The following is a 25045-nucleotide window of genomic DNA, read 5'->3' as shown; positions in this document are numbered from 1 at the left end:
TCGAGGTGTTGCGGCTACACCGAGGTGTTGAGGCGTCCGGGCTGGGCGGCGACACGGCCGCTGGCGCGATAGACAGTCTTTTCGGCAGCGTCATGGATGAAGTCCAGCAGACGCTTGTTCTGGGACATGCGCAGGCTGAGCAGCTGGCCGTTGAGCGTATTGAGGCGGTGTGCCTCTCGAGTGCGTTCAAGCGTCTGTGCCCACTCCTGCTGGCAGCCGGCATCCCGGGCGGCCTGGTTGGCGCCTTCAAGGCCCTCGGCATAGCCCAGGCGGCGCTGGACGGATTGGCGCAGGGTTTCCGTGGCTTCCAACTGCTCGAGTCGCTCGCCCTTGCGTTCGGCGACCTCCTTGAGGGCCTCGCCGTCAATCTTGGCGCAGGTCAGCAGGGCGCGTTCCCGTTCAAGTAGCGCGATCAGTGCATCCAGGCGTTGCTGCTGTTCGGTGAGCAGTTGGCTGAGGCTCATGCGTTGTCGCTGCCTGTCGTTTGCTGAAGGGATTCGATCAGAGCATCGGCGATGCGCTCGGCGTGAATCTCCAGGCGTCCCTCGCGAATGGCGTCGCGAATCTCCTCGACCTTGACGGTATCGATATCGCGTGAGGCATCGGTAGTGGCCTGGCGCAGGTGCGTCGTTGCCGAGGGGCCGCCGCTCTGCTGGTTCGCCTTGTCGCTGTCTTTCGCCTTGGGGGTGTCGTCACGCGGCGTTGCCGGCGTGGGGCGAGACAGGGGGTTCTGGCTGTTGATCTTCACGATGGGGGCCTCATGACCGGTGCTTTCTCATGCTATCGGCAGCTGACGGCGGAACTTTACGGCACGGCACAAATTTATGCACAAAAGCTTGTGCACACTGGAATGCGGGCGCGTTCCAGGCGCACCCTTCAGGCTGCCGCAGTTGGCGCTAGAAGTCCACGACAAGCGTGGCGTCGCCGATGACCTCCGCCGTGATGACCTCCCGTGAACTCAGCCGAACCCGCACCCTGTCGCCAAGGCCGCCGGGCTCCAGCGCCTGGCCCTCGCGAGAGATTCGAAAGCCTGAGCCGTGAGCCTCGATCGAGACACGCTGGTTGCGCTCCACCAGCGGCAGGGCCCGGAACTGGTGCTCCTGAAGCGGTTCCCCGGCGCGCAGGGGGCGGGTGGCGACCTGGCCGACGATCGTCTCGCCGTCCAGCAGGGCGCGGCTGGGCAGGTCGGCCAGATTGCCCTCACGCAGTTCCAGGTCTTTCTCCCGCACGCTCTCGCCGGCGGCAAGGGCCCGGTTGAGTACCGGGTAGTGGCCGATGACCCCGATCTCGGCCTGCAGGTAGCGCACTTGCCTGCCATCGCTGCCGCAGCGCACGCCCACCGAGACTCGTCCCAGCGGCAGCTCGCCGTCGCGGGTCAGAAAAGGCTCCGGCGCCTCGCAGGCGGGAAGCCTGGCCGACGGGGGGTGAAGCTCGACGATGATCTCATCGCCCAGAGCCTGGGCGCGATCATGCAGAAAGCCATGAACCGCTTGCATCAGTGCGGCGTTATCGTCCGCCATCGCCGTGCTCGACAGCAGCAGGGCGAGGGAAAGCAGGCATCCGTTGAGGCGCATCGGCAGGCGTTGGGGGCTGAAGTAGGCCATGAGGGTGGATCAATGCCGCTGGTAACGGGGGTCAGACGATTCTATCCCGGCCCCGGGGCGTGAAACATGAGAAATGGCCGCGGAAAACCCTCCTGTTCTTGCCATTGAGGTGACACCTCCGTGGCTATTCTTCAGCATCAACAAGTTCCGCATTCGTTTTACAGGTTCCGCACACGGGAGCGCCGGGATGATCGACCAGCTCGAGTCCGCCTTCAACTACCACCAGCAGGCACTGGGGCTTCGCCAGGAGCGCCACAAGGTGCTGGCGAGCAACATTGCCAATGCCGACACGCCGAACTACAAGGCGCGCGACATGGATTTCGCCAGCGAGCTGAAGAAGGCGGTGGAACATGGCCGCGCTTCCGGCGGCGCCGTGGCCCTGGCGCGAACCAGCGACCGGCACCTGGCCGGCCAGGGCTTCGCGCCGCCGGGGCATGACCTGCTCTACCGGGTGCCGGACCAGCCGAGCCTGGACGGCAATACGGTGGACATGGATCGGGAGCGTACCCAGTTCGCCGATAACGCGGTGCGCTACCAGGCGGCACTGACCATCCTCAACAGCCGCATTCAAGGGCTGAAAGGCGCCATGCAGCCCGAGTGATCGTGGGCGAGTCACCAGAGAGAGCTAATTCATGTCGATGTTTTCCGTATTCGATATCTCCGGCTCGGCCATGAGCGCCCAGTCGCAGCGCATGAACGTTACCGCCAGCAACCTGGCCAACGCCGACAGCGTTGCCGGGCCGGACGGGGAGGCCTATCGCGCCAAGCAGGTCATGTTCGAGTCGCGCCTGCAGGGCGGTCACGGCATCGGCGGCGTCGGGGTGCGCGAGGTCATCGAGGACCCCTCGCCGATGCGCTTGGAGTATCGCCCGGCACACCCGCTGGCCAACGAGGAGGGTTACGTGACCATGCCCAACGTCGAGCCGGTCCATGAAATGGTCAATATGATCTCCGCCTCGCGCTCCTATCAGGCCAACGTCGAGGTCATGAACACCAGCAAGCAGATGATGCTCAAGACACTGACCCTAGGGGAGGGCTGATCATGGTGGGAGGCATTGATCCCGCGGCGCTGTCCAGTCTCAACGGCGGCGGACCCAAGCTGAACCAGAGCCAGTCGGATGAGCTGAGAGAGAGTTTCCTGTTGCTGTTGACCACGCAGCTCCAGAATCAGGATCCGCTCAACCCCCTGGAAAACCATGAGATGACCTCACAGATCGCCCAGATCAATACGGTCAGCGGTATCGAGCAGCTCAATCAGACCCTGAAGGGCATCACGGCGCAGATGGATGCCAACCAGGCTATGCAGGCCACGCACCTGATCGGGCAGGGCGTGCTGGTGAAAGGCGATCGCGTGCTGCTCGAGCAGGGTGAGGCCGGCCAGGCCCACACCACGCCCTTCGGTATCGAGCTGGAGAAGCCCGCCGAAAACGTGCGGGTGACGATTACCAATGCGAGCGGCCAGGTGGTCAGCCGCTACGATATTGGCTCCGTGAAGGCTGGCGTGGAGTCGTTCCAGTGGGACGGCAAGACATCAGAGGGCGATAGTGCCGCTCCCGGCTCCTATCGCGTCAGGCTGGAGGCCACCGACCGCGATGGTGAATCCATCAGTGCCCAGGCGCTGAACTACGCCATGGTGGGTGGCGTCACGCCCAAGGATAGTAACGGGAACGTGCGCCTGGATCTCGGCGCCGTCTATGGCCAGGTTGGCCTCAACGATATCAAACAAATTCTGTAATCGCGCAGCAGGGAACGAGGATAACTCAATGAGCTTTTCACAAGCCCTTAGCGGCCTGGCCGCCCAGTCCGAAAATTTGAAGGTCGTCAGCAACAATATCGCCAACTCCCAGACGGTGGGCTTCAAGAGCAGCGGCGTGGCCTTTTCCGACGTCTTCGCCGGCGCCAATAGCCGGGTTGGTCTGGGCACACGCGTCGCGGCTGTGACCCAGAACTTCGAATCCGGCGACCTGGAAAACACTGGCCGCAACCTGGACTTGGCCATTGCCGGTGAAGGGTTCTATCGCCTCGAGCAGCCCGGTGGCGAGATCGTGTTCTCGCGTAACGGCCAGTTCAACCTCGATAATCAGGGTTATATGGTCAATGCTAGCGGTCAGCGGCTGACCGGTTATGGCTTGACCGATCCCAACGACCCCTTCTCTGCCGTGGTGGCGGGTGGAGCCCCCCAGCCGATTCGGGTGCCGTCCGATGATATTCCAGCCAATGCTACAACAGAAGTAAGTGCCACCTATAATCTCGACTCCAGTGCGAGGGCCGGCGAGCAACTGCAAACCATTTCTCTTGGTGCAGTGGATGAGAACGGTGATGCTCTAACGGTCGACAATGATGGTGACTATGATGCTGACGGTGAGCCCCTTGAACTGGACGTGAGTTACCACTTTTCCAATAGCTTTACTGCCTACGACTCGTTGGGTAATGCGCGGAATATAACTGTTTATTTTGAAAAGGTTGATGACGATACAAACGCCTGGCGAGTTTTTCAGGCGGTTGATGGAAAGCTTGAGTTTGATGGGGAGGCCGGTGCTGCACAAGACATGAAGAATGCCTTCTGGATGCGTTTCAACGAAAATGGGCAGCTTGCCAGGTATTCCGATTTGGATGAAAATGGAAATAATGCACGGAATGCCGATGATATTGTGGGTGTTGCGGCAGCCGGCTACCAGCTCGATTTCGGGGAAAATCCTATTTACGACGTGGCTGATGCTTCAGCGCTTGGTTCGGATCTAGAAACTGCATTTGAACAGGCCTCGGTAGATGATGCTGCCCAGACTCGTGATCGAGCCGAGCTGAATTTCACCGTGGGTGAGGGGGCCAATCCACTCAACCACGATTTTATCTTGACCGGCACCACTCAGTTCAGCAATAACTCTGTTCAGAATAGCCTGAGCCAGGATGGCTATAGCTCGGGCAGCCTTGCCGGCATTGAGGTGACCGACGACGGCCGGGTGATCCGCAACTATACCAATGAAGAGCGGCGCGACGCCGGTCAGGTCGTGCTGACCAGCTTTGCCAATGTGGAGGGGCTGCAACCCGCAGGCGATAACGCCTGGCGTGAGACGAACGCCTCGGGGCTGCCGATCCTCGGCGTGGCAGGTACAGGAGTGTTCGGCACCATCGAGTCCGGCGTGCTGGAGAACTCCAACGTGGACCTGGCCAAGCAGCTGGTGGATATGATCGTTGCCCAGCGCGCCTATCAGGCCAACTCCAGCTCCATCAGCACCCAGGATGAGCTGCTGCAGACCGTGATCAACCTCTAGGCCTGACGTCTTCCAGGCTGGCGCTCCGCTGGGAGCGCCAGCCCGGGCTTGTACGACAGGCACCCGGTTTGGGTACCGCCCAAGCGGGGTTCGTTCTTCCTGGTTAGCAGATAGCAGGCACAACGATGGATCGCATCCTCTATACCGCCATGAGCGGCGCCAAGCAGAGCATGGACCAGCAGGCGGTGGTCAGCCACAACCTGGCCAACCTCGACACCGCCGGGTTTCGCGCCCAGCTGCATGCCATGCGCGCGGTGCCGGTGCAGGGCGACGGCGCCCTGCCCACCCGCGTCTCCGTGGCGGGCACCACGCCGGGCAGCGATTTCACCCCCGGGCCGATGAACGCCACCGGTCGCGAGCTGGACGTGGCGATGCAGGGCAATGCCTGGTTGGCGGTGCAGACCGAAGATGGCACCGAAGCCTACACGCGGCGCGGCGACCTGCAGATCGCCGGCGATGGCGTGCTGATGGTGGGCGGACGCCCGGTCATGGGCGATGGCGGCCCCATTCAGGTGCCCCCGGGCTCGCAGCTCTTCATGGGCGCCGACGGCACCCTGAGCGCCATCGGCGAAGGGGAGGGGCCCGACGCACTTGCCGATGTCGGGCGACTCAAGCTGGTCACGCCCGAGGAGGATCTGGTGCGCGGCGATGACGGCCTGTTTCGCCCGCGGCCCGATGCCGAAGGCAATGTGGCGATGTTGGCCGCCGACGAAGAGGCCCGCGTGGCGACCGGTGCCCTGGAAGGCAGCAACGTGGGGGCCATCGATGCCATGGTGTCGATGATCGATGTGGCTCGCCGCTATGAGATGCAGATGAAAGTGATCGGCACCGCCGACGAGAACGCCCAGCGCGCCAACAATCTGCTGTCGATCCAGGGCTGATGGCCTGACAGACAAGGAAACATGACATGATCAAATCGCTTTGGACGGCCAAGACCGGCCTGGAGTCCCAGCAGGTCAAGCTGGATGTGATCTCCAACAACCTGGCCAATGTCAGCACCAACGGCTTCAAGCGCTCCCGGGCGGTGTTCGAAGACCTGCTCTACCAGAACATGCGTCAGCCGGGCGCCCAGAACGATGCGCTGAACCGCCTGCCTTCCGGCATGCAGGTGGGCACCGGGGTGCGTTCGGTGGCCACCGAACGCCTGCATACCCAGGGCAACCTGGAGCGCACCGAGAACTCTCGCGACCTGGCCATCAACGGCAACGGCTTCTTCGAGATTCAGATGCCGGACGGCACCTCCGCCTATACCCGCGACGGCAGTTTCCAGATCGATGAAAACGGCCAGATGGTCACCGCCAACGGCTACCCCCTTGAGCCGGCCATCTTCATTCCGGAAACCGCCCTGTCGGTGACCGTCGGTGAAGATGGCACGGTGTCCATCACGCAGCCCGGCGTGGCTCAGGCTCAGGATATCGGCCAGATCACCCTGACCACCTTCATCAATCCGACCGGGCTTGAGTCCATGGGCGGCAATCTCTACAAGGAAACCACCTCCTCGGGCGTTGCCAACCAGGCGGTTCCCGGTATGGACGGCGCGGGGCGACTCTCTCAGGGCTTTGTCGAGACCTCGAACGTGAACGTGGTGGAAGAGATGGTCAGCATGATCCAGACCCAGCGGGCCTACGAGATCAACAGCCGCGCCGTGCAGACCAGCGACGAGATGCTGGCTCGGCTGAGCCAGCTCTGATTGGGGCGATGAATCAAGTGGCAGCTATTTCGATAGTCAGGTGTAGCGCGGTCGTTCTGGCCCTGCTGGTGGTGGGCGGCTGCGCGCAGATCCCGCGCGCCTCCGTGGTGGGCGAGCAGGAGCAGATTCGCATCGCCGAGCCACCTCCCCGGCAGGCCAATGGCTCCATCTATCAGGCCCACCGCGGTTCGCAGCCGCTGTTCGAGGATCGTCGCCCGCGCATGGTGGGCGATATCCTGACCATCGTGCTCGATGAGCAGGTCAGCGCCAGCAAGAACTCCCAGAGCAGTGCCAACCGCAGCGGTTCTGGCAGCCTGGATGTCGCACAGATTCCCGATGCCATTGATTTTCTGGAGGATCTCGGCTTCGACATCTCGGGAGACAACGTCTTTTCCGGCGGAGGGAGCTCCCAGGCGAACAATACCTTGTCGGGCACCATTACCGTGTCGGTTCTCGAGGTCATACACAACGGCAACCTGCGGGTGCGTGGCGAGAAGCAGATCGCCATCAATCAGGGGGTCGAGTTCATTCGTTTCTCCGGCGTGGTCAACCCCCGCACTATTACGGGGCAGAACACGGTGCCTTCCACGGCGGTGGCCGATGCGCGCATCGAATACGTGGGAGACGGTTATATCAACGAGGCGCAGCACATGGGCTGGCTGCAGCGTTTCTTCCTCAACGTTTCGCCCTACTGATAGTCGACGGTCATCGAGGCGCTCGCATGATGTTCCCCAAGGTTTTCTCGATCAGGTCGCTCATTGCCCTGCTGGTGGTCGTGTTGAGCTGCCTGCTGGCGCTGCCCGCCCAGGCCGAGCGTATCCGTGAAATCGCCAACTTCGCCGGCGTGCGCGACAACGTGCTGGTGGGCTACGGCCTGGTGGTGGGGCTGGACGGCACCGGCGACCAGACCATGCAGGCGCCGTTCACCGGCCAGAGCCTTACCAATATGCTCTCTCAGCTGGGCATCACGGTTCCGCCCGGCACCAACATGCAACTGCGCAATGTGGCGGCGGTAATGGTTACCGCTGACTTGCCGCCGTTCTCCCGTCCCGGCCAGCGGTTGGACATCAATGTGTCCTCCATCGGCAATGCGCGCAGCCTGCGCGGTGGCACCCTGCTGATGACCCCCCTAAAGGGCGCCGACGGCGATACCTATGCCATCGCCCAGGGTAACCTGCTGGTGGCTGGCGTGGGCGCGGAGGCCGGCGGTGCCGCGGTGCAGATCAACCAGCAGGCGGGCGGTCGAATCGCCGGGGGTGCCATGGTGGAGCGCGAAGTCCCGCTGGATCTGGGCGCCAACGGTGGTTTCCTCGAGCTCGAGCTCAAGGAGTCCGACTTCGGCACGGCGCAGCGCGTGGTGAACGCCATCAACCAGGAGTTCGGCAGGCCCGTGGCCGCTGCGCGAAACGGCCGCGTGATCACGCTGGAAGGGCCGGCCACGGATAACGCTCGGGTCAATTTCATGGCCCAGGTCGAGAACATTCGGGTCACGCCCATGGATGCGCCCGCTAAGGTCGTCTTCAACGCCCGCACCGGTTCGGTGGTGATGAACAGCGCCGTGACGCTGCGTCGGGCGGCCGTGGCCCATGGCAACCTGTCCATCGTGATCGATACCCGCTTCCTGGTCAGCCAGCCGCCGCCCTTCGGCGATGGGGAAACCGTGGTGGTGCCCGATACCGAGATCGAGATCCAGGAGCAGGATGCCTTCCTCAGAGTGGTCGAAGGGGCCGACCTGGTGGACGTGGTCAATGCGCTCAACGCCCTGGGGGCCACCCCCAGCGACCTGATGGCGATACTTGAAGCCCTCAAGGCTTCCGGATCGCTGCGCGCTGATTTGGAGATCATCTGATGAGCGTCCAGGACTTCAGCAGCCAGTTTGCCCTGGACATGCAGGGCCTGCAGCGTCTCAAGCACACCGCTCGCCAGGACCCGTCGGCCGGCCTGCGGGACACCGCCCAGCAGTTCGAGGCGCTGTTCGTGCAGATGATGTTGAAGAGCATGCGCGATGCCATCCCGACGACTGGCCTGCTCGACAGCCAGCAGACGGAGTTCTACCAGTCGCTGCTCGACCAGCAGTGGGCGCAGACCATGGCCGGGCGCGGCATCGGCCTTGCCGATCATCTGGTGGCCCAGCTGGAGGGGCAGGGGGCGGCCGCGTCTCGCCCCGACCCAGTGGCCGACAGCGAGCTCAATGAGCTGATTGCCGGAATTCCTCGCGGCACCCCCAGGGTGCTGAAGGATGCCCTGCAGCCAGTGGAGGCTAGCGAAAAGGAGGCTGGTCAGGACGAGCTCGGCCAGGCTGGCCCGACCCAGCCCGCGAGCTTCTTCGACGAGCTGCTGACGGGAAGCGACGCTGCCGCCCTCGGTGGCTTCATGGCCGAGCTGCCCACGGCCTCGGCTAAATCGGGCGGTGATGGGCGGTCTTCATCCCCCCCCGGCGCGTCAATGAATGCGACGACGCGTTCGGGGCCGGATACCGCGCGCCATGATCATATCGAGCGCTTTATGGAGCGCCTGGCGCAGCCCGCTCAGGTCGCCAGCCGCCGCACGGGCGTGCCGGCCGAACTGATCCTGGCCCAGGCCGCCCTGGAAACCGGCTGGGGCCGCCACGAGATTGCCACCCAGGATGGCGGCAACAGCCACAACTTGTTCGGCATCAAGGCCGGCAGCAGCTGGCGCGGCAAGACCACCGACGTGGTCACTCACGAATACCTCAATGGCCAGCGCACCCGCCTGGTCGACACCTTCCGCGTCTATGACTCCTTCGAGGAGGCCTTCACCGACTATGCGCGGCTGATCGGCGATAACCCCCGCTATGCGGCGGTGACCACCGCGGGCAGCGCTGAGCAGGCCGCTCGTGAGCTGCAGGCCGGCGGCTATGCCACCGACCCGGCCTATGCCGATAAGCTGATAGCGGTCATGAACAGCATGGGCCCGGTCGAGACGGGCAGCGACTCGCTGGTCTTCCTGCGCTACTGACAGAAATCGCACCGGGGCGCCTAAAGTTCTTGGGATTCAGGCCGATGTATTGACCATTGGCGAAAGGAAACGACACACATGAGCATGTTTTCCATCGGTCTGAGTGGTCTCAATGCCGCGCAGAATGCGCTGAACACCACCAGCAACAACATCAGCAATGTCTATACGCCGGGCTACAATCGTGAGATTGCGGTGCTCGGTGAAGGGCGGGGCGATGGCGGCGTTCGTGTCAACGACATCCAGCGCCAGTTCAACCACTATGTGGCGTCGCAGCTCAATGCCGCGACCAGCTCTTCCAGTGCGCTGAAGACCTACGAGAACCAGATCAGCCAGATCGACAACCTGCTCGCCGACCGCGAGGCCGGCCTGGCGCCGCTGATGCAGAATTTCTTTTCGTCTCTGGAAGACCTGGCCGGCGCCCCCTCCGACCCGGCCGCCCGCCAGGGGGTGCTGGGAACCGCCGATACCATGACGGCCCAGTTCCGTGCCTTCGATGGCTACCTACAGGACCTGCAGAACGGCATCAACGGCCAGATTGCCGATGAAGTTCAGCAGATCAACAACACCACCGAGCAGCTGGCGGGTCTGAATCGTGAGATTGCCCTGGCCAGGGCCCGGCACGGCGAGGCGCCCAACGGGCTGCTGAACCAGCGTGATCAGCTGGTCCATGAGCTTAGCGAGCGCATGGACGTTCGCCTGAATATCCAGGATGGCAAGACCTACAATATCAGCCTGCCCAACGGCCAGCCGCTGGTCGCCGGTACCAACGCCTACCGGCTGGAAGCGATGCAGTCACCGACCGATCCCCAGCGCACCGTGATCGGTTACCGTGAAGGTACCTCCGGTAACGGCAATGTGACGGCCCTGGACGAGAGCACCATCAAGGGCGGCACCCTGGGCGGGCTGATGAGCTTCCGCTCGGAGACCCTGGACAAGACCCAGAACCAGATCGGTCAGTTGGCCGTGTCGCTGGCCTCCAGCTTCAACCAGCAGCACCAACTGGGGGTCGACCTGGACGGTGAGCAGGGCCAGGCCATGTTCAGCCTGGGTGAACCGGTGACCTACTTCAACGAGCGCAATACCGGTACCGCCAGCGTTGACAGTACGCAATTCGATCCCGCCACCCTGGATCAGCTGCAGGCCACCGACTACGAGATTCGGGTCAATTCGGCGCCACCGGCTGACGAGACTGCCTTTACCATCACCCGTAAGGATACCGGGCGTGAATATCAGGGAAAGGTAGAGCTGGCTGATAACACCCTGACGTTTGGCGGAATCAGCCTGACCTTCGATGATCTCGGCAACCTGGCCAACAACGACCGCTTCGAGGTGCAGCCGGTGCGCCGTGCCGCCGCGGGGATGAGTTCAGAAATTAGTGATCTGGATAAAATTGCGGCAGGTAGCTTCGTAGCATCATCTGGCGATCTCTCTGTTTCCGGGTTGCGTGCCGAAGCGGGCGCTTTGAGTTCTCTGGATCCAAGCGATGCCTTGGCTCAGCATACATTTACACTTGAAACCACTGGTGGCCAAACTTTTGTCTCCACACCTGACCCTTCTGAGTTCACGGTTAACGGTCAGGCTTATGCTGCTGGCGACGAAATCAATGTTGGAGATACCATTAACCTCGATGGCATCGAGTTCGTTGTCAATGCCATGCCGGGTGATGGGGAAACTGCAAGTGTGTCTCTATCTTTTGCGGTTTCCGGCACCGGCGATAACCGTAACGCCTTGGCCATGCAGGACCTTCAGAGTGTGCAAACGGTGGGTGGTCGCTCGACGCTAAGCCAGTTCTACGGCGCTATGGTCAGCGACGTAGGCAATCGCACCAATATCGTCCAGGTCAACCTGGAGGCGCGCCAGGGCCTGACCGATCAGCTAAAAGCGGTGCAGCAGTCGGAATCCGGCGTCAATCTGGACGAGGAGGCGGCCAACCTGATTCGCTACCAGCAGTTCTATGCGGCCAATGCCCGGGTGATCGACACCGCCTCGACCATCTTCGATACCATCCTCGGCCTGCGTAACTGATTAGAAGGGAGTCTCCAGCGATGCGTATCAGCACCGTGACCATGTTCGAGCAGAGCATGACATCCATGAACCGCCAGCAGGGCGACTTCCTCAAGGTCAGCCAGCAGATTGCCAGCGGCCGTCGTGTGGTCAATCCTTCCGATGATCCCCAGGCGGCGTCCAGGGCCGTGGGTGTGTCTCAGGCCAAGGCGGCGACCCAGCAGTATGCCGATGCTCGCGTTTCGGCGCGAAACACCTTGTCCCAGGCCGAAAGCGTGCTCAACAGTGTCAGCGATGCCGTCACCAGTGCCAAGACGCTGATGATCCAGGCGGCCAGCGATACGCTCAGCGACGTGGATCGCCAATCGGTGGCCTCGGAGCTGCGCGGTATCTACGAAACGCTGATCGGCCAGGGCAATGCCACCGACGGCAACGGCCGCTATCTGTTTGGGGGCTACAATGACGATGCTCCCCCCTTCGCCCGTACCGGCGGTGACGGTGTGGCCGGGGTGCAGTACAACGGCGATGACAACGTGCGCGCCCAGCGTATCGACGCCTCGCGGCTGATGCCGGTGGCAGATAACGGTCAGACCATCTTCCAGAGCGTGCCCAGCGGGGCCGGCTATGTGGCGCGGGCCGAGCGTGAGTCGGCGGCTGGCGATATCAGCCTCGGCACCCAGGAGGGGTATTTACGAAACGAAGGCTCTGTGACCTTTAGCGGCCCGAGTCGCGTTGATCCGGATAACGCGGCATTTGGTGAGAGTTTCACCCTTCGTTTTGAAGAAGATGGCGGTGAGATGCGAGTGCGCGTCGCGGATCCGAATAATCCCGGTGACTTATATGATGAGGTTTACACGTCTGGTGAAACCATCAGCTTCGGTGGCATCAGTATCACCCTGCGGGGCGAGCCCGAGGAAGACGATCAGATCCAGCTGCGCCCGGCCAACGCCGAGGGCGCCAACCAGGATCTCTTCAAATCGCTGAAGGACGCCATCGACGTGCTGGAGCTGGATCAGCAGGGTCAACCCGAGAACCGCGCCCACTTCCGCAATACCCTGTCGTCGGTCATGCGCGAGCTCGATAACAGCCTCGATAACGTGCTTACCGTGCGTGCCTCCATGGGCGCGCGGCTCAACGAGCTGGACGTGGTCGATGCGGTGGGCGGTAATCGCATGATGAACTATGAACGCACCCTGTCAGACTTGGTCGACCTGGATTACAACGAGGCGATCTCCGAATACAGCCTGCGCCAGGTAGGACTCCAGGCGGCCCAAAAGGCCTTCGTCGACGTCAAGGGGCTGTCGCTGTTCAACTATATGTGATTTATCTCTGTGATTAATCTCTATCCGATTTGTTGACTGAAACGCTTCCCTGCCGGTCCTGGTGCTACCAGGACCCTTTGTCCCGCCCCGGCTTGCCAGGGCGGTTTTTTATTTTTGACGTTCCTGTTGGAGGCTGGCCAATCAGGTCGCCAGGGGTGCCAGCGCCTCGATGAGTTGATGCATGAAGCTCAGGCCGTTGCTGAACAGGCGCTGGAGGAAACGCCCCATATCGGTCATCAGCACCCCGAGCAGGAAGATGCCGACGGTCAGGGAGGTGGGAAAGCCGATATTGAAGACGGTCAGCTGCGGCGCCGAGCGGTTGAGAATCCCCAGCGCCAGGTTGATGATCAGCAGCGAGCCCACCAGCGGCAGCGCCAGCGACATACCGGAGACGAAGATGGTGCCGCCGTAGCGTACCAGCATCTCGAAGGCGGCCGGATCGAAGGCTCCAATGCCGATCGGCAGGCCGTAGAAGCTGGTGACCAGCGCCTCGAGTACCATCAGATGCCCGCCCAGGGCGAGAAACATCAGCAGCGTGATCATGAAGAAGATCCGCGACAGGATGGCGGTGTTGGTACCGCTGCCGGCGTCGAAGAAGGTGGCGAACGCCAGGCCCATCTGCAGCCCGATGAACTCGCCGGCGGCCTGCACCACGGCAAAGACCACGTGCATGACCAGGCCGATGGCGATACCGATCAGCATCTGCTCCACCACCAGACCGAAGCCGGCCCAGGAAACGATGGGAATCTCGGGCATCGGAGGTAGCACCGGGGCGATCACCACTGTGACCAGAAAGGCCAGGCCGATCTTGGCCTGATTGGGCACGCTGGAGTGCCCCCACAGCGGCGAGGCGACCAGAAAAGCGGTGATGCGCACGAAGGGCCACAGTAGCGCCACCAGCCAGCCGTGCAGCTGCGCGAAGGTCACCTCGACCATCAGTGCCTCACATCAGCATGTTGGGAATGTTGCTAAACAGGTTGCGGGTGAAGTCGGTGATCAGCTTGAGCAGCCAGGGACCGGCGAAGACCAGCACGGTAAACACCCCCAGGATCTTGGGGATGAAGGAGAGGGTCATCTCGTTGATCTGGGTCGCAGCCTGGAAAAGACTGACGGTCAGACCGGTCAGCAGGGCGGTGATCAGCAGCGGGCCCGCCAGGAAGAGGGTGACGCGCATGCCCTGATAGGCGATGCCCATGACCATTTCCGGTGTCATCCTTCCCTCCTTGCCGAGGCGCTAAGCCCCGGCATCCAATCGCTAGATAAAGAAACTTTCGGCCAGTGAGCCGATGATCAGCTGCCAGCCATCCACCAGCACGAACAGCATCAGCTTGAAGGGCAGGGAGATAGTGGCCGGCGGCACCATCATCATGCCCAGCGACATCAGGGTGCTGGCTACCACCAGATCGATGATCAAAAAGGGGATGAAGATCGTGAAGCCGATCTGAAAGGCGGTCTTCAGTTCGCTGGTGACGAAGGCCGGTACCAGAATCCGCAGCGGCACGTCCTCCGGCCCCTGCATGGGTCCTACCTCGGCCAGTCGCGCGAACAGCGCCAGGTCGGGTTCGCGAGTCTGGGCCAGCATGAACTCGCGAAACGGCTCCTGGGCCAGCAGCAGGAACTCTTCGAAGTTGATCTCGTCGGCGGTGAGCGGCAGCCAGGCGGTCTCGTAGACCAGCGAAAAGACCGGCGACATCACGAAGAAGGTAAGGAACAGCGCCAGGCCCAGCATGACCTGATTGGGCGGCGTTGACTGGGTGCCCATGGCTGTACGCAGCAGGCTCAGCACGATGATGATGCGCGTGAAACCGGTCATCATCAAAAGCGCCGCCGGCAGGAAGGCCATGGCGCTGAGCAGCAGCAGAGTCTGCAGCTGAATGGACCACTGCTGACCGCCGTCTTCCAGGGGCTGGCTGACGATGCCGGGCAACTGCTGGGCGGTGGCGGTGAGCGGCAGGGCGGCCAGCAGCAGGATGAGCGCTGCAATCACCGTCCTGAGGGGCGGGTGCCTCATGACTCTCCCCGCCCTTGGCCTCCCAGGCCGGCATTGTGCTTGAGGGCGCGGGCGAAGCGGCTGGCGAAGCGCTCCTCCGACGGGCCGGCGGCGTCGTCGAGGGGAGTCTGTGTCTGGCGTGGCGCCTCGAGTTCGTGCAACTTGGTGATCTGGCCGCCCCCTACCCCTAGCACCAGCCAGGTGCCCTTGACGTCGACGATTACCACCCGCTCGCGGCTGCCGAGCGCGGTGCTGCCGACCACCCTCAGCTGGCCACCGGCGGCGCTGCGCTGGGGGCTCCAGCGCTTGAGCAGGGCGGTGCAGATCAGGATGGTCGCGATGACCAGCGCCAGGGCAGCGGCCGTTTTGCCCAGGGTCGCCATGCCCACCAGGGCATCGCCGCCGGCCGAGATCGCCTCGATGCCCGAGGCCTGGGCCGCGGAGGAGGGGGTGTCGCTCATCGATTCAGTTTCTGGACGCGTTCTGACGGAGTGATGATCTCGGTGATGCGGATGCCGTACTTGTCGTCGACCACCACCACTTCACCCTGGGCGATCAGGTAGCCGTTGATCAGGATATCCATGGGTTCGCCGGCCAGGCCGTCGAGCTCGATCACCGAGCCCTGGGCCAGCTCGAGCAGCTGCTTGATCGTTAGCTTGGTGCGGCCCAGCTCCACGGTGAGCTTGACCGGGATGTCCATGATCATGTCGAGATCGCGGGCGGTGGCGCTGTCGCGCCCCTTGTCCAGGGGGCGGAAAACCTGGTCGCTGGCCGCCTGGGCAGGCGCCTGGCTGCCCTGGTCGGACGGCGCATCCTCAGCGGCGGCCTCGGTGGCCTGCTGCTCGGCCAGGGCCTCCGCCCAGGGGTCGTCGTCGGCGTCGCCCTGGCCGGACTTGGCCTCGGCAGCCTCCTGCTCGGCCATCGCTTCCGCCCAGGGGTCGTCGTCGGCGGCGGGTTGCGGGTCGTCCTGCTGTTCGGACATGGCGGCCGCCCAATCGTCGTCGGAAACGTTCTGATCGGGTTTCTTGGGATCAGTCATGCTTGGATTCCTTGGCTTGAGGCGCAGCGCCCTTGATGAAGGCGTCCTTGGACGCCGGGTTCTCGGCACCATGGTCGATGATGCGCCTGACACGCAGTGCGCGCTGTTCATGCTGGCTGCCGTAGTCGCACTCCATCACCGGCACGCCATCGACATTGGCGATCACGGTCTCGGGCAGCTCCAGCGGCAGTACGTCGCCCACCTTTAGCGCCATGACGTGGGCGATGCAGCTGGGAATATCGGTAAAGTTGGCGACCAGCTCGACTTCTGAGTGGCGTATCTCGCCGGCCATGCGCTGGGTCCAGGTGCCGTCCTGGTTCTGGCTGCCGTCGCTGAGCGGATTGGCCAGCAGATCGCGAATCGGCTCCACCATCGAGTAGGGGATGCAGATCTGGAAGCTGCTGGAGAGGTTGCCCACTTCGATATTGAAGCCGGTATTCACCACGATTTCGTTGGGCGAGTTGGTGATATTGGCGAACTTCGACTGCATCTCGGAACGCAGGTAGCTGATCTCCAGCGGATAGACCGACTTCCATGACTCCTCGTAGGCGTCGATGGCCAGTGACAGCAGCCGCTGGATGATGCGCTGTTCGGTATTGGTGAACTCGCGCCCCTCCGACTTGGTCAGGAAGCGCCCGTCGCCCCCGAACAGGTTGTCCACCACCATGAACACCAGGTTGGGGGGGAACACGATCAGCGCCGAGCCGCGCAGCGGCTTCATGGCGATGATGTTGATATTGGTGGGGACCGGGACGTTGCGCGAGAAGTCGCTGTAGCTCTGATAGCGCACCGAATCCACGGTGATATCGGCGCTGCGCCGCAAAAGGTTGAACAGCCCCATGCGGAAGTGGCGCGCAAAGCGCTCATTGATGATATCCAGGGCCTGCAGGCGCTCGCGAATGACCCGGTGCTGTGAGGCCGGGTCATAGGGGCGAATGCGTGAATCGGCATCACCGCGGGCGGCAGGCTCGTCGTCGCCGCTCACACCCTTGAGCAGCGCGTCGATCTCTTCCTGTGACAGCAGGTCGTCTTGGGACATGGTGGCCAGCTAACCCGGTTATTGCACGATGAACTCGGTAAACAGTACGTCCCGGATGTCCAGGGGCGGCTGCGGCTGGGTCATGGGCTCCGAGAGGGTCGCCACGACCTCATCGCCCAGGCGGCTCTTGCCCCCGGGAGACACGATATCCTGAGCCTGCTTGCCGGAGAACAGCATCAGCAGCCGGCTGCGCACCTGGGGCATGTGCTCCTCGAGGATCTCGCGAGTCTCCTCGTTGCCCACCTTCAGCGTCAGGCCGGCATAGAGCAGTCGAGAGCCGAACTCGTCGTCGGCCAGGTTCACGGTGAACGGGTCAATCTTGAGGAAGATCGGCGACTGGCGTTCGACCTGCTGGCTCTGCATCTGGCCCTGACCCGTGTCGTCGTCGCTCATGACCATATAGATCGCTGCGCCGGCTGCTGCCATGGAGAGCAGTACCAGCAGTATCATCAGCCACAGCAGCTTGGGTGTGCCACCTGTCGATTTCGCCATTGCCTTGCCTATCGTGAAAAGTGGATCCAGCCGCGATGCGCCATTATGCGGCAGTGGGCCTGTCGCGATGACGTGAACAGGCCGCGCCTATGGCGCTATCTTGGCAGTTTGTGTCAGGCGTAGAGATTCACTCGCCCATCCAGGCTGATACCGGTTTCGACCGCCTGAGGGTCCAGGCCATCGGTATCGGCCAGTGCGTCATCGGAGTCGCCGCCGCTGCCGCGCGGCTGCCCGCCCTGGCCGTTAGTGTCGGCGAAGGCCTGGGTATCCTGCTGACGCTGTTCGCCCACCGAGGTATCGCTAAGCTCTATGCCCTGCTCGGCCAAGGCCTCGCGCAGCTGCGGGATTGCCTGCTCGATCGCCTGGCGGACCTGAGCGTGCGCGGAGAGGAACTGCGCCTGGGCACCCTGTTCGGTCATCTTAAGGGTCACCGAGAGCGGCCCAAGCTCGGCCGGGTGGAGCTGCATCTCGATGCGCTGCTCACCCCCGAGGCGGGCGAACTGGACCAGCTGCTGACCCAGCTGGCTGGGCCAGGCCTGGCTCTGCAGCGGGGGGCTCAGGGTGGCCTGTGCCGGGCCAGGCTGGGGGGCAGTGGCGGCAGTGGTGCCGCTGTTGCCCTGGGACAGGGCTGCCAGGGGCACGCTTTCCGGGGTACCTGCCGCCGACCGAGATGCTTCGGCGGAGGGATTGGCCGGCGTTGAAGCTGCGACCTGCGCTGTTGCCGCTGCCGAGGCCTCCAGGCTGCGTATCGGATTATCGCCACGGGCGTCGAGCTGGCTCATGAAGCCCTGGCGAGTCGCTGTATCGGCGTTCGCCACTGAAGACGAGGCGCCCTGGCCCTGATGCCGCATCGCCTCGCTGCGCGGGTTCTCCCACTGCGTGGATGGTGGGGCAGGTCTCGTTGACTCTTGCAGGCTGGGAGAGGTGGTTTCGCGCGCGCCCTCGAGGGTGGCCGGGGAGCCGGGCGCTGTCATTAAGGCCTGGGCTTCGGGCATGTCCTGCCAGGCGTTGTCGTCAGCACGGCTGTCGGTTGAGTCACTTGGCTCGGTTGTGACACGCTGATCAGCCGGCAGGCCGCTGAGGGCCAACTTTTCGTCCAGGCTGAGCGGGCGCGGCGACTCCTGTAAGCCCTGAATCAGTGCCATGCGCTCAAGGATCGCATCGAGCGTGAGCGCCTCGGTCGCTACTGTGTTCCGGTCATCAGGCAGGTCGGTCTGGGCTGCTGCCTCCGGGCTACCCTGCTGGGCCATACGCTCGACCATCGCCTCGAGGAGGTGCGGGTCGCCCCATGCTGCGTCCAACTCCTCAGGCTTGGCTGCTGCCTCCGGGCTGCCCTGCTGGGCGATGCGCTCGAGAATCGCCTCAAGGGGAAGCGCCTCGACGGCTGCTGTAATCCGGTCATCGGGCAGGTCGGTCTGGGTCACTGCTTCCGGGCTGTCCTGTCGCGCCATGCGTTCGAGGATCGCATCGAGCGGGATCGCCTCGAACGCTACTGTGTTCCGGTCATCAGGCAGGTTGAGGTCGGTCTGAGCCATTGCCTGCGGGCTGCCCTGCTCAGCCATGCGCTCGACTATCGCTTCGAGGAGATGCGGGTCGACCCGTGCTGTGTCCAGGTCGTCAGGCAGTTCGAGTTCGGCGAGTCCATCAAGAGCGTCATGCCAGTCCACCCGCTCGAGGAGAGCTTCGAGTGGCACTGCCTCGAGCGCTGCTGCGCCGGTGTCGTTCTGCAGTCCATCGGGCAGTTCGAGTTCGGCCAGGTCCTGCTGACTGGCGTGCCAGGCCAGGCGCTGCAGCAGCGCGTCCTGGATCGCCTGGCCGCCTGGCCGCGGGCTTGCGGCATTCGGGTTCGAGGTGGCCGACGAACCCTTCGGGGTTGCCGGCTGGCCGGCTGCGCTGGCCAGGCTCAGGGAGAACTGGCTAGCGGTCGCGCGCCCCCCGGGTGTCGACTGACTGGTTGTTGGCTGGCCGGCCAGACTGGCCAGCATCATTTTTACGTCCATTACGATCTCCCGATTCGGCTCACGAACCGCTCTCGTTGGCACGCTGACGAAGCAATCGCCCGGCCGCCATCTCATCATCGATACGTTGTTCGCGTCGACCCTGCTCGCGTTGCTGCTCGGCGTGGCGTCGCGACGTGAGGGTGTCATAGGCGGACAGGCGTTGCTGCTCCTGCTGCCACTGCTGCTGGCTCTGCTGAACCCGCTTTCGCTGGTCATTCAGCGCCTGGCGGGCGCGGTCGAGCGCCGCATCCAGCGAGGCAAGAAACTGCTGGTAGTTGTGCATGCTGGCCGGGTCGATGCCGTCGCGCATGGCGTTTTGCAGCCGCTGAGCATACTCCAGACGATAGCGGGACAGCGACTCCAGCTGGGCCGCCACCTGCTGTTCGTTCTGGCGCTCGCCCGCCAGCAGCTGGCCGGCCTGGTCGCGGGCGTCCCTGGCCAGATCGCTGAGCATGCCGAGTTGCGAGGTTGCACTCATTGCCTGACTCCTAAGGTGTCACCGAGCGCCTGCCGAGAGGCCTGGATCGAGGCGTTCTCGTGGATGCGCTGCTGCAGGAAGGCCTCCAGTTTCGGGTAGCGCTGTACTGCCTCGTCGAGCTTGGGGTCATGCCCCGGGGTATAGGCGCCCACGCTGATCAGGTCGCGGTTGCGCTGATAGCGGGAAAACAGCTGCTTGAAGGCCTGGGTCATCTGCAGCTGCGGCTCGTCGATGATGTGAGTCATGGCCCGGCTGATGGAGGCTTCGATATCGATGGCCGGGTAGTGGCCGGCCTCGGCGAGGGTACGCGACAGCACGATATGGCCGTCGAGGATCGCCCGGGCCGAATCGGCGATGGGGTCCTGCTGGTCATCGCCTTCGGTGAGCACCGTATAGAAGGCAGTGATCGAGCCCTTGCCGCGTTCGGCGTTGCCGGCCCGTTCCACCAGGCTCGGAATCTTGGCGAATACCGACGGCGGATAGCCCTTGGTGGCCGGCGGTTCGCCGATGGCCAGGGCGATCTCGCGCTGGGCCATCGCATAGCGGGTCAGCGAGTCCATGATAAGCAGTACGTTCTGCCCTTGGTCGCGGAAATCCTCCGCCAGCCGGGTGGCGTAGGCGGCACCCTGCAGGCGCTGTAGCGGCGAGGTGTCGGCGGGGGCGGCCACGACCACGGCGCGCTGGCGACCCTCCGGGCCCAGGATGTTGTCGATGAAGTCCTGCACCTCGCGGCCACGCTCGCCGATCAGCCCCACCACGATGACGTCGGCGGCGGTGTAGCGGGCCATCATTCCCAGCAGTACCGACTTGCCCACGCCAGAGCCGGCGAACAGCCCCATGCGCTGGCCGCGCCCGACGCTGAGCAGGGCGTTGATGGCACGAATGCCGACATCGATCTGCTCTTCGATGGGGGCGCGGGCCAGGGGGTTAAGCGGCGGGGTGGCCAGCGGTGCGCGAGGGGCAGCCTCCAGTGACCCCTGGCCGTCCAGCGGCTGGCCGTTGCCGTCCACCACCCGGCCCAGCAGTGAGGCGCCGAGGGGGAACCGCCGGGCGGCGTGGTCGGGGCCGTCGCCCAGCGGGAAGACCCGGGCGCCGGGCATCAGGCCGCTGATCTCCGACAATGGCATCAGAAAGAGTCGTTCGCCGGCGAAGCCGACCACCTCGGCCTCGGCGTAGCGGGTGGCTTCGGTGCTTCCCGGAGAGAGCAGCTCGATGCGGCAGGCATTGCCCAACGCCACTCGCAGCCCCACCGCCTCGATCACCATGCCGGTAGCGCGCAGCACCCGCCCGCTGGTGCGATAGCCTGGCACGCTGTCTACGCGCTCACGCACGTGCTGCAGCGTCTGCTGCCAGCGTGCCTGATGCGGATTGTGGGCCAGGGCCTCGGTCATATCGGCAGTCGTCTCGCTAGTCGTCGTCGGTGGTCTGGGTCGAAGGGCGGCGTCGGCGTACCTGGGCCTTGACGGACTTCCAGCGGCTCTCCCAGGTGGCATCCAGCTCGCCGCTGGCGCTGGTCACGCGGCAGCCCCCACGGCTGAGCTGGTCGTCGGGCTGAAGGGTCCAGCCGGCCGCCGCCAGCTCTTCGCCGAGATGCTGTTCTACCAGCTTGTGGTCCAGCGGGTGCAGCCAAAGCCGCTGCTGGCCGGTCAGCGGCGGCTCGGTATGCAGCAGGGCGCGTACCAGCTCCAGCACCTGGCGCGGGCGCGATTTGAGCGCCTCGCCGGCCAGCTGCCGGCCGGTGGCGAGGGCCAGCTCTACCAGCTCGTCGGCGATGCTTTCGTCGAGCGCCGCCAGGGCCGCGGAGAACTGCTCGGCCAGCGGCGCAAGCGGCGCCAGCGTCTCACGGGTGCGCTTGTCGAGCTCTTCTGCAGCCTGCTGGCGGCCCTCCTGCAGCCCCTGTGCCAGACCCTCGCGGCGCCCCTCCTCGAGGCCGGCATGGTAGCCTTCCTCTCGGGCCTCGCGGATGACCTGCTCGCGCAGCGCGTCGAGCTCGGCCTGACGACGGGCCGCCTGTCGCTGCCGGACCACCTGGGCGGCCTCTGCCGGCGGCGCTTCGCCGCCGCCCGCCTGGGGGCGACCGGACTGCAGCTCACCCATCTGCCAGCGCCGCCAGGGCGCATGGCGCTCTGCGTGGTCCGGCTTGCCGTCAGACATAGGTGTCGTCTCCGCCACTCAGCACGATCTCGCCGGCATCGGCCAGGCGCCGCACCACCTGCAGGATCGCCTTCTGCTCGGTTTCCACCTGGGAGACCCGGATCGGGCCCCGCGCCTCCATGTCCTCGCGTACCAGGTCGGCGGCGCGCCGCGACATGTTGCGCAGGAACTTCTCCATCAGCGATTCCTGCGCCCCCTTCAGGGCCACCACCAGCGAGTTGGTGTCGATCTCCTTGAGCACCAGCTGGATGCTGCGATCGTCCAGGTCGAGCAGGTTCTCGAACAGGAACATCTCGTCGATGATTTTCTGTGCCAGGTCCTCGCTGTGAGCGCGCACCGTCTCGATGGCGGTCTCTTCCTGGCTGGAATTCATCAGGTTGAGGATCTCGGCGGCGGTTCTCACGCCGCCCATCTTGCTGCGCTTGAGGTTCTGGCCGTCGAGCATGCCCGACAGCACCTCGGTGAGTTCCTGCAGGGCCGCCGGCTGCACCCCGCTGAAGGTGGCGATACGCAGCACCACGTCGTTGCGCAGCTTGTCGTCGAACAGCTCCAGCACGTCGGCGGCCTGGTGGCGTTCCAGATGCACCAGGATGGTGGCGATGATCTGCGGGTGTTCGTCGCGGATCAGCTCGGCCACCATCGGCGCTTCCATCAGGTTCAGCGAGTCGATGCCGCTGCTGCTGCCCTGGGACTCCAGGACGTCCTCGATCAGGCTGGTGGCGCGTTCGCTGCCCAGGGCCTTGGTCAGCACCGAGCGGATATGCTCGCTGGAGTTGAGGTTCAGGGCGATGAACTCTTCGGTCTCGCGATGGAACTCCGAGAGCACCTTCTGCATGTCATCGTGGGAGACCTGGCCGAGATCCGCCATCTCCATGCTGAGCTGCTGGATCTCCTTGGGGCCCAGGAACTTGAACACCTCGGCCGCGCTGTCCTCGTCCAGGGCCAGCATCAGGATGGCGCTGCGGCGCATGCCGCTCATGGTCTTGGCGGTGCTCATTCTTTATTCATCCAGCTGCGAACGATCATGGCGATCATGCGGGGGTCCTCCTGGGCCAGCTCGCGGAGCTCGGCCAGGTGATCCTCATAGGCCGACGACTTGCGCTTGCGCTTCGGCTTGGTATAGGGCTGCACGTCTCTGTCAGTCTGCGATCCATCCGACTCCGCGGACTCCTGTTCATCGTCGCCGACTCGCACCTGCAGGGCCGAACCGGGGCCGCCAGCGGTAGCGGTCGTCAACACCGGTTGCTGGGTGTAGCGCTTGATCAGCGGGCGCAGGATCAGCAGGTAGCCGAGCAGGATGCCCAGTGCCACCAGCAGGTAGCGGCCGAAGGTGAGGGCCAGGGAATGGATCTCCGGCGACTGCCACCACTCCAGCAGCTCGCCCTCTTCGGGCTCGCGGGTGAAGGGGCTGTTGACCACCTCGATTTCGTCGCCGCGGGCCTGGGAGAAGCCCATGGCTTGGCGGATCAGGCGCTCGAGCTGGGCGACCTCGGCGTCGCTGAGCGGCACGCGCTGCCACACGCCGTCCTCGTCGCGCTCTTCGCGATAGTCGACTACCACCGCCGCCGACAGCCGTTCGATGCGCCCGAGGCGATGCTGGATATGCTCGACGCTGCGATCCACCTCATAGTTGACCACGTCATCCTGGCGCAGGTTGTTGATCGCCTGCAGGGGCGTCTCCCCGGCCTGTGCCGGATCGCCTTCGGCGTCGCCGTCTTCATCTTCGCCCAGAGTGAGGTTGATGGGGGAGAGGGCGGCGCCCGGCGGTGTATTGCTCAGAGCGCCGGGAATGCCGGCAGCCAGGTCGTCGCCGGCGTTGAAGTTGAGACTCGACTGGCGGCTGCGTACCGCCGCTTCGTTGGGCGGCTGGTTGGGGCCATAGCGCTCCGAGGTCTCCTCGCGGCGGGAGAAATCGATCTGGGCGGCGACCTGGGCGCGCACGCTCTGCTGACCGAGAATGGGGGTCAGGATATTTTCGATGCGCTGCTGATAGGAGCGCTCGACCTCGGCCACGTAGTCGAGCTGGGTGCCGTCCAGGCCGCGGCCGTTGGCGCTGGGCATCGACAGCAGTCGGCCGTTCTGGTCGACCACCGTCACGTCCTCGGTGGCCAGGTCCGGCACGCTGCTTGAGACCATATGAACGATGGCGCTGACCTGGCCGTCGCCGATCACCCGCCCGGGCTGCAGGGTCACCACCACCGAGGCCTTGGCCGGCTCGCGGTCGCGCACGAACACCGAGGAGCGCGCCATGGCCAGGTGCACCCGGGCGCGGGATACCGGCCCCAGCGACTCGATGGAGCGCGACAGCTCCCCCTCGAGGCCGCGCTGGAAGTTGACCTGCTCGGCGAACTGGCTGATGCCGAAGGCCTGGCTGTCCATCAGTTCGAAGCCGACGTTGCCGCCCCGGGGCAGCCCCTGCTCGGCCAACTGCAGGCGCAGGTTGTGTACCTGGCCGCCGGGCACCAGCAGCGCCTGGCCGCCGTCACTGAAGCGATAGGGGATGCCCCGGCTGTCCAGCTCGTTGATGATACTGCCGCCGTCGGCCTCGCTGAGATTGCTGTAGAGGACGCGATACTCCGGCGCACGCGCCCACATCAGCAGCGCCACCACGATGGCGATAAAGGCGGCGCCGCCGATCATTACGGCCACCAGCGGATTGCCGCGAAGCTGGCCGAGGAGTCGCTCCATCAGCTGGTTGGCCGATGGCTGGGACTGGGCGTTCTGCTGACCCGGCGTCGAGGCGCCATTGCTCATGCGACCCCCCGGGGGAGTGCGCCGCTGGCCTCGAGAGCCCGGCTTTTGATGGAAGAGGGCATTGACTGCTATCCGTTCATCGCATTCGGCTCACCCTCACGGGGCGCAGCTCTGATGAACGCCATTATGCGAACTGCCGTCCATGCCAAAGGCAGGAAAAGCCGGGTTTTTTCCTGCCAATTGCGGGTATGGCACCTTCGGCCTGGCTGTTAGTCTGTGCCGTACGTC

27 protein-coding genes are annotated in these 25045 nt (G+C 64.2%); 11 read left to right on the top strand and 16 right to left on the bottom strand.

Going from position 1 to position 25045, the window contains the following annotated elements:
- Positions 1 to 14: 14 nt before the first annotated feature.
- The 3 genes from HOP52_RS00545 to flgA form a co-directional block, all read right to left on the bottom strand.
- On the bottom strand, positions 15 to 464 hold the full coding sequence (locus HOP52_RS00545) for a flagella synthesis protein FlgN (protein ID WP_238974886.1): 450 nt from the start codon (positions 462 to 464) through the stop codon (positions 15 to 17).
- Entirely contained in the window at positions 461 to 748 is a 288-nt protein-coding gene (gene flgM, locus HOP52_RS00540) for a flagellar biosynthesis anti-sigma factor FlgM (protein ID WP_238974884.1), read from the bottom strand. Before flgM ends, HOP52_RS00545 begins: the two co-directional genes overlap by 4 nt.
- A 148-nt stretch (positions 749 to 896) precedes the next feature.
- Positions 897 to 1604 carry a flagellar basal body P-ring formation chaperone FlgA gene (gene flgA / locus HOP52_RS00535; RefSeq protein WP_238974882.1) on the bottom strand — a complete coding sequence of 236 codons (708 nt, stop codon included), beginning with the start codon at positions 1602 to 1604 and terminating at the stop codon, positions 897 to 899.
- A gap of 187 nt (positions 1605 to 1791) precedes the next feature.
- On the opposite strand from flgA, the gene flgB reads away from it, so the two are divergent.
- The 11 genes from flgB to flgL all read left to right on the top strand — a co-directional run bounded on the left by flgB (position 1792) and on the right by flgL (position 12871).
- On the top strand, positions 1792 to 2205 hold the full coding sequence (gene flgB, locus HOP52_RS00530; RefSeq protein WP_238974880.1) for a flagellar basal body rod protein FlgB: 414 nt from the start codon (positions 1792 to 1794) through the stop codon (positions 2203 to 2205).
- A gap of 31 nt (positions 2206 to 2236) precedes the next feature.
- Positions 2237 to 2644 (top strand): flagellar basal body rod protein FlgC, encoded by a 408-nt coding sequence (gene flgC, locus HOP52_RS00525; RefSeq protein WP_238974876.1) that lies wholly within the window; start codon positions 2237 to 2239, stop codon positions 2642 to 2644.
- Between the two features lie 2 nt (positions 2645 to 2646).
- The gene (locus HOP52_RS00520) at positions 2647 to 3339 is read left to right on the top strand and encodes a flagellar hook assembly protein FlgD (protein ID WP_238974874.1); all 693 of its coding nucleotides are present in this window, start codon (positions 2647 to 2649) and stop codon (positions 3337 to 3339) included.
- Between the two features lie 28 nt (positions 3340 to 3367).
- Positions 3368 to 4876 (top strand): flagellar hook protein FlgE, encoded by a 1509-nt coding sequence (gene flgE, locus HOP52_RS00515; protein ID WP_238974872.1) that lies wholly within the window; start codon positions 3368 to 3370, stop codon positions 4874 to 4876.
- A 125-nt stretch (positions 4877 to 5001) separates the two neighbouring features.
- The gene (locus HOP52_RS00510; RefSeq protein WP_238974870.1) at positions 5002 to 5757 is read left to right on the top strand and encodes a flagellar basal body rod protein FlgF; all 756 of its coding nucleotides are present in this window, start codon (positions 5002 to 5004) and stop codon (positions 5755 to 5757) included.
- 26 nt (positions 5758 to 5783) lie between these two features.
- On the top strand, positions 5784 to 6566 hold the full coding sequence (flgG, locus tag HOP52_RS00505) for a flagellar basal-body rod protein FlgG (RefSeq protein WP_238974868.1): 783 nt from the start codon (positions 5784 to 5786) through the stop codon (positions 6564 to 6566).
- A gap of 17 nt (positions 6567 to 6583) precedes the next feature.
- Complete coding sequence (locus HOP52_RS00500) at positions 6584 to 7261, top strand: flagellar basal body L-ring protein FlgH (RefSeq protein WP_422677672.1); 678 nt, start codon at positions 6584 to 6586, stop codon at positions 7259 to 7261.
- 26 nt (positions 7262 to 7287) lie between these two features.
- Positions 7288 to 8415, top strand: a complete 1128-nt coding sequence (locus HOP52_RS00495; RefSeq protein WP_422677671.1) for a flagellar basal body P-ring protein FlgI — start codon at positions 7288 to 7290, stop codon at positions 8413 to 8415.
- Entirely contained in the window at positions 8415 to 9545 is a 1131-nt protein-coding gene (flgJ, locus tag HOP52_RS00490) for a flagellar assembly peptidoglycan hydrolase FlgJ (RefSeq protein WP_238974866.1), read from the top strand. Before HOP52_RS00495 ends, flgJ begins: the two co-directional genes overlap by 1 nt.
- Before the next feature lie 78 nt (positions 9546 to 9623).
- Complete coding sequence (gene flgK, locus HOP52_RS00485; protein ID WP_238974864.1) at positions 9624 to 11570, top strand: flagellar hook-associated protein FlgK; 1947 nt, start codon at positions 9624 to 9626, stop codon at positions 11568 to 11570.
- A gap of 20 nt (positions 11571 to 11590) precedes the next feature.
- Positions 11591 to 12871 (top strand): flagellar hook-associated protein FlgL, encoded by a 1281-nt coding sequence (gene flgL / locus HOP52_RS00480; RefSeq protein WP_238974862.1) that lies wholly within the window; start codon positions 11591 to 11593, stop codon positions 12869 to 12871.
- Between the two features lie 141 nt (positions 12872 to 13012).
- Here flgL and fliR read toward each other — a convergent pair whose 3' ends face one another.
- The 13 genes from fliR to fliF all read right to left on the bottom strand — a co-directional run bounded on the left by fliR (position 13013) and on the right by fliF (position 24817).
- Positions 13013 to 13807, bottom strand: a complete 795-nt coding sequence (fliR, locus tag HOP52_RS00475; RefSeq protein ID WP_238974860.1) for a flagellar biosynthetic protein FliR — start codon at positions 13805 to 13807, stop codon at positions 13013 to 13015.
- 7 nt (positions 13808 to 13814) lie between these two features.
- Positions 13815 to 14084, bottom strand: a complete 270-nt coding sequence (gene fliQ / locus HOP52_RS00470) for a flagellar biosynthesis protein FliQ (protein ID WP_238974858.1) — start codon at positions 14082 to 14084, stop codon at positions 13815 to 13817.
- A 42-nt stretch (positions 14085 to 14126) separates the two neighbouring features.
- Positions 14127 to 14882 carry a flagellar type III secretion system pore protein FliP gene (gene fliP / locus HOP52_RS00465; protein ID WP_238974856.1) on the bottom strand — a complete coding sequence of 252 codons (756 nt, stop codon included), beginning with the start codon at positions 14880 to 14882 and terminating at the stop codon, positions 14127 to 14129.
- Positions 14879 to 15322, bottom strand: a complete 444-nt coding sequence (fliO, locus tag HOP52_RS00460; protein WP_238974854.1) for a flagellar biosynthetic protein FliO — start codon at positions 15320 to 15322, stop codon at positions 14879 to 14881. Before fliO ends, fliP begins: the two co-directional genes overlap by 4 nt.
- A complete protein-coding gene (fliN, locus tag HOP52_RS00455) occupies positions 15319 to 15900 on the bottom strand; it encodes a flagellar motor switch protein FliN (protein WP_238974852.1) in 582 nt (193 codons plus the stop codon). Before fliN ends, fliO begins: the two co-directional genes overlap by 4 nt.
- Positions 15893 to 16939 (bottom strand): flagellar motor switch protein FliM, encoded by a 1047-nt coding sequence (gene fliM, locus HOP52_RS00450; protein WP_238974850.1) that lies wholly within the window; start codon positions 16937 to 16939, stop codon positions 15893 to 15895. Before fliM ends, fliN begins: the two co-directional genes overlap by 8 nt.
- 18 nt (positions 16940 to 16957) lie before the next feature.
- Complete coding sequence (fliL, locus tag HOP52_RS00445; RefSeq protein ID WP_238974848.1) at positions 16958 to 17431, bottom strand: flagellar basal body-associated protein FliL; 474 nt, start codon at positions 17429 to 17431, stop codon at positions 16958 to 16960.
- A 113-nt stretch (positions 17432 to 17544) separates the two neighbouring features.
- Positions 17545 to 19506, bottom strand: coding sequence for a flagellar hook-length control protein FliK (locus HOP52_RS00440; protein ID WP_238974846.1), 1962 nt, complete (start codon positions 19504 to 19506; stop codon positions 17545 to 17547).
- Positions 19451 to 19909, bottom strand: coding sequence for a flagellar export protein FliJ (gene fliJ / locus HOP52_RS00435; protein WP_238974844.1), 459 nt, complete (start codon positions 19907 to 19909; stop codon positions 19451 to 19453). Before fliJ ends, HOP52_RS00440 begins: the two co-directional genes overlap by 56 nt.
- Positions 19906 to 21300, bottom strand: coding sequence for a flagellar protein export ATPase FliI (fliI, locus tag HOP52_RS00430; protein ID WP_238974841.1), 1395 nt, complete (start codon positions 21298 to 21300; stop codon positions 19906 to 19908). The genes fliJ and fliI overlap by 4 nt, the downstream gene beginning before the upstream one ends.
- Positions 21301 to 21316: 16 nt before the next feature.
- Positions 21317 to 22063 carry a flagellar assembly protein FliH gene (locus tag HOP52_RS00425; protein ID WP_238974839.1) on the bottom strand — a complete coding sequence of 249 codons (747 nt, stop codon included), beginning with the start codon at positions 22061 to 22063 and terminating at the stop codon, positions 21317 to 21319.
- Positions 22056 to 23060, bottom strand: a complete 1005-nt coding sequence (fliG, locus tag HOP52_RS00420) for a flagellar motor switch protein FliG (protein WP_238974837.1) — start codon at positions 23058 to 23060, stop codon at positions 22056 to 22058. Before fliG ends, HOP52_RS00425 begins: the two co-directional genes overlap by 8 nt.
- Entirely contained in the window at positions 23057 to 24817 is a 1761-nt protein-coding gene (fliF, locus tag HOP52_RS00415) for a flagellar basal-body MS-ring/collar protein FliF (RefSeq protein ID WP_238974835.1), read from the bottom strand. Before fliF ends, fliG begins: the two co-directional genes overlap by 4 nt.
- Between the last annotated feature and the right edge of the window lie 228 nt (positions 24818 to 25045).

This window comes from Billgrantia campisalis, from assembly GCF_022341425.1.
GTDB classification, from domain to species: domain Bacteria; phylum Pseudomonadota; class Gammaproteobacteria; order Pseudomonadales; family Halomonadaceae; genus Halomonas; species Halomonas campisalis.
This window is presented reverse-complemented; position numbering and strand designations above follow the sequence as displayed.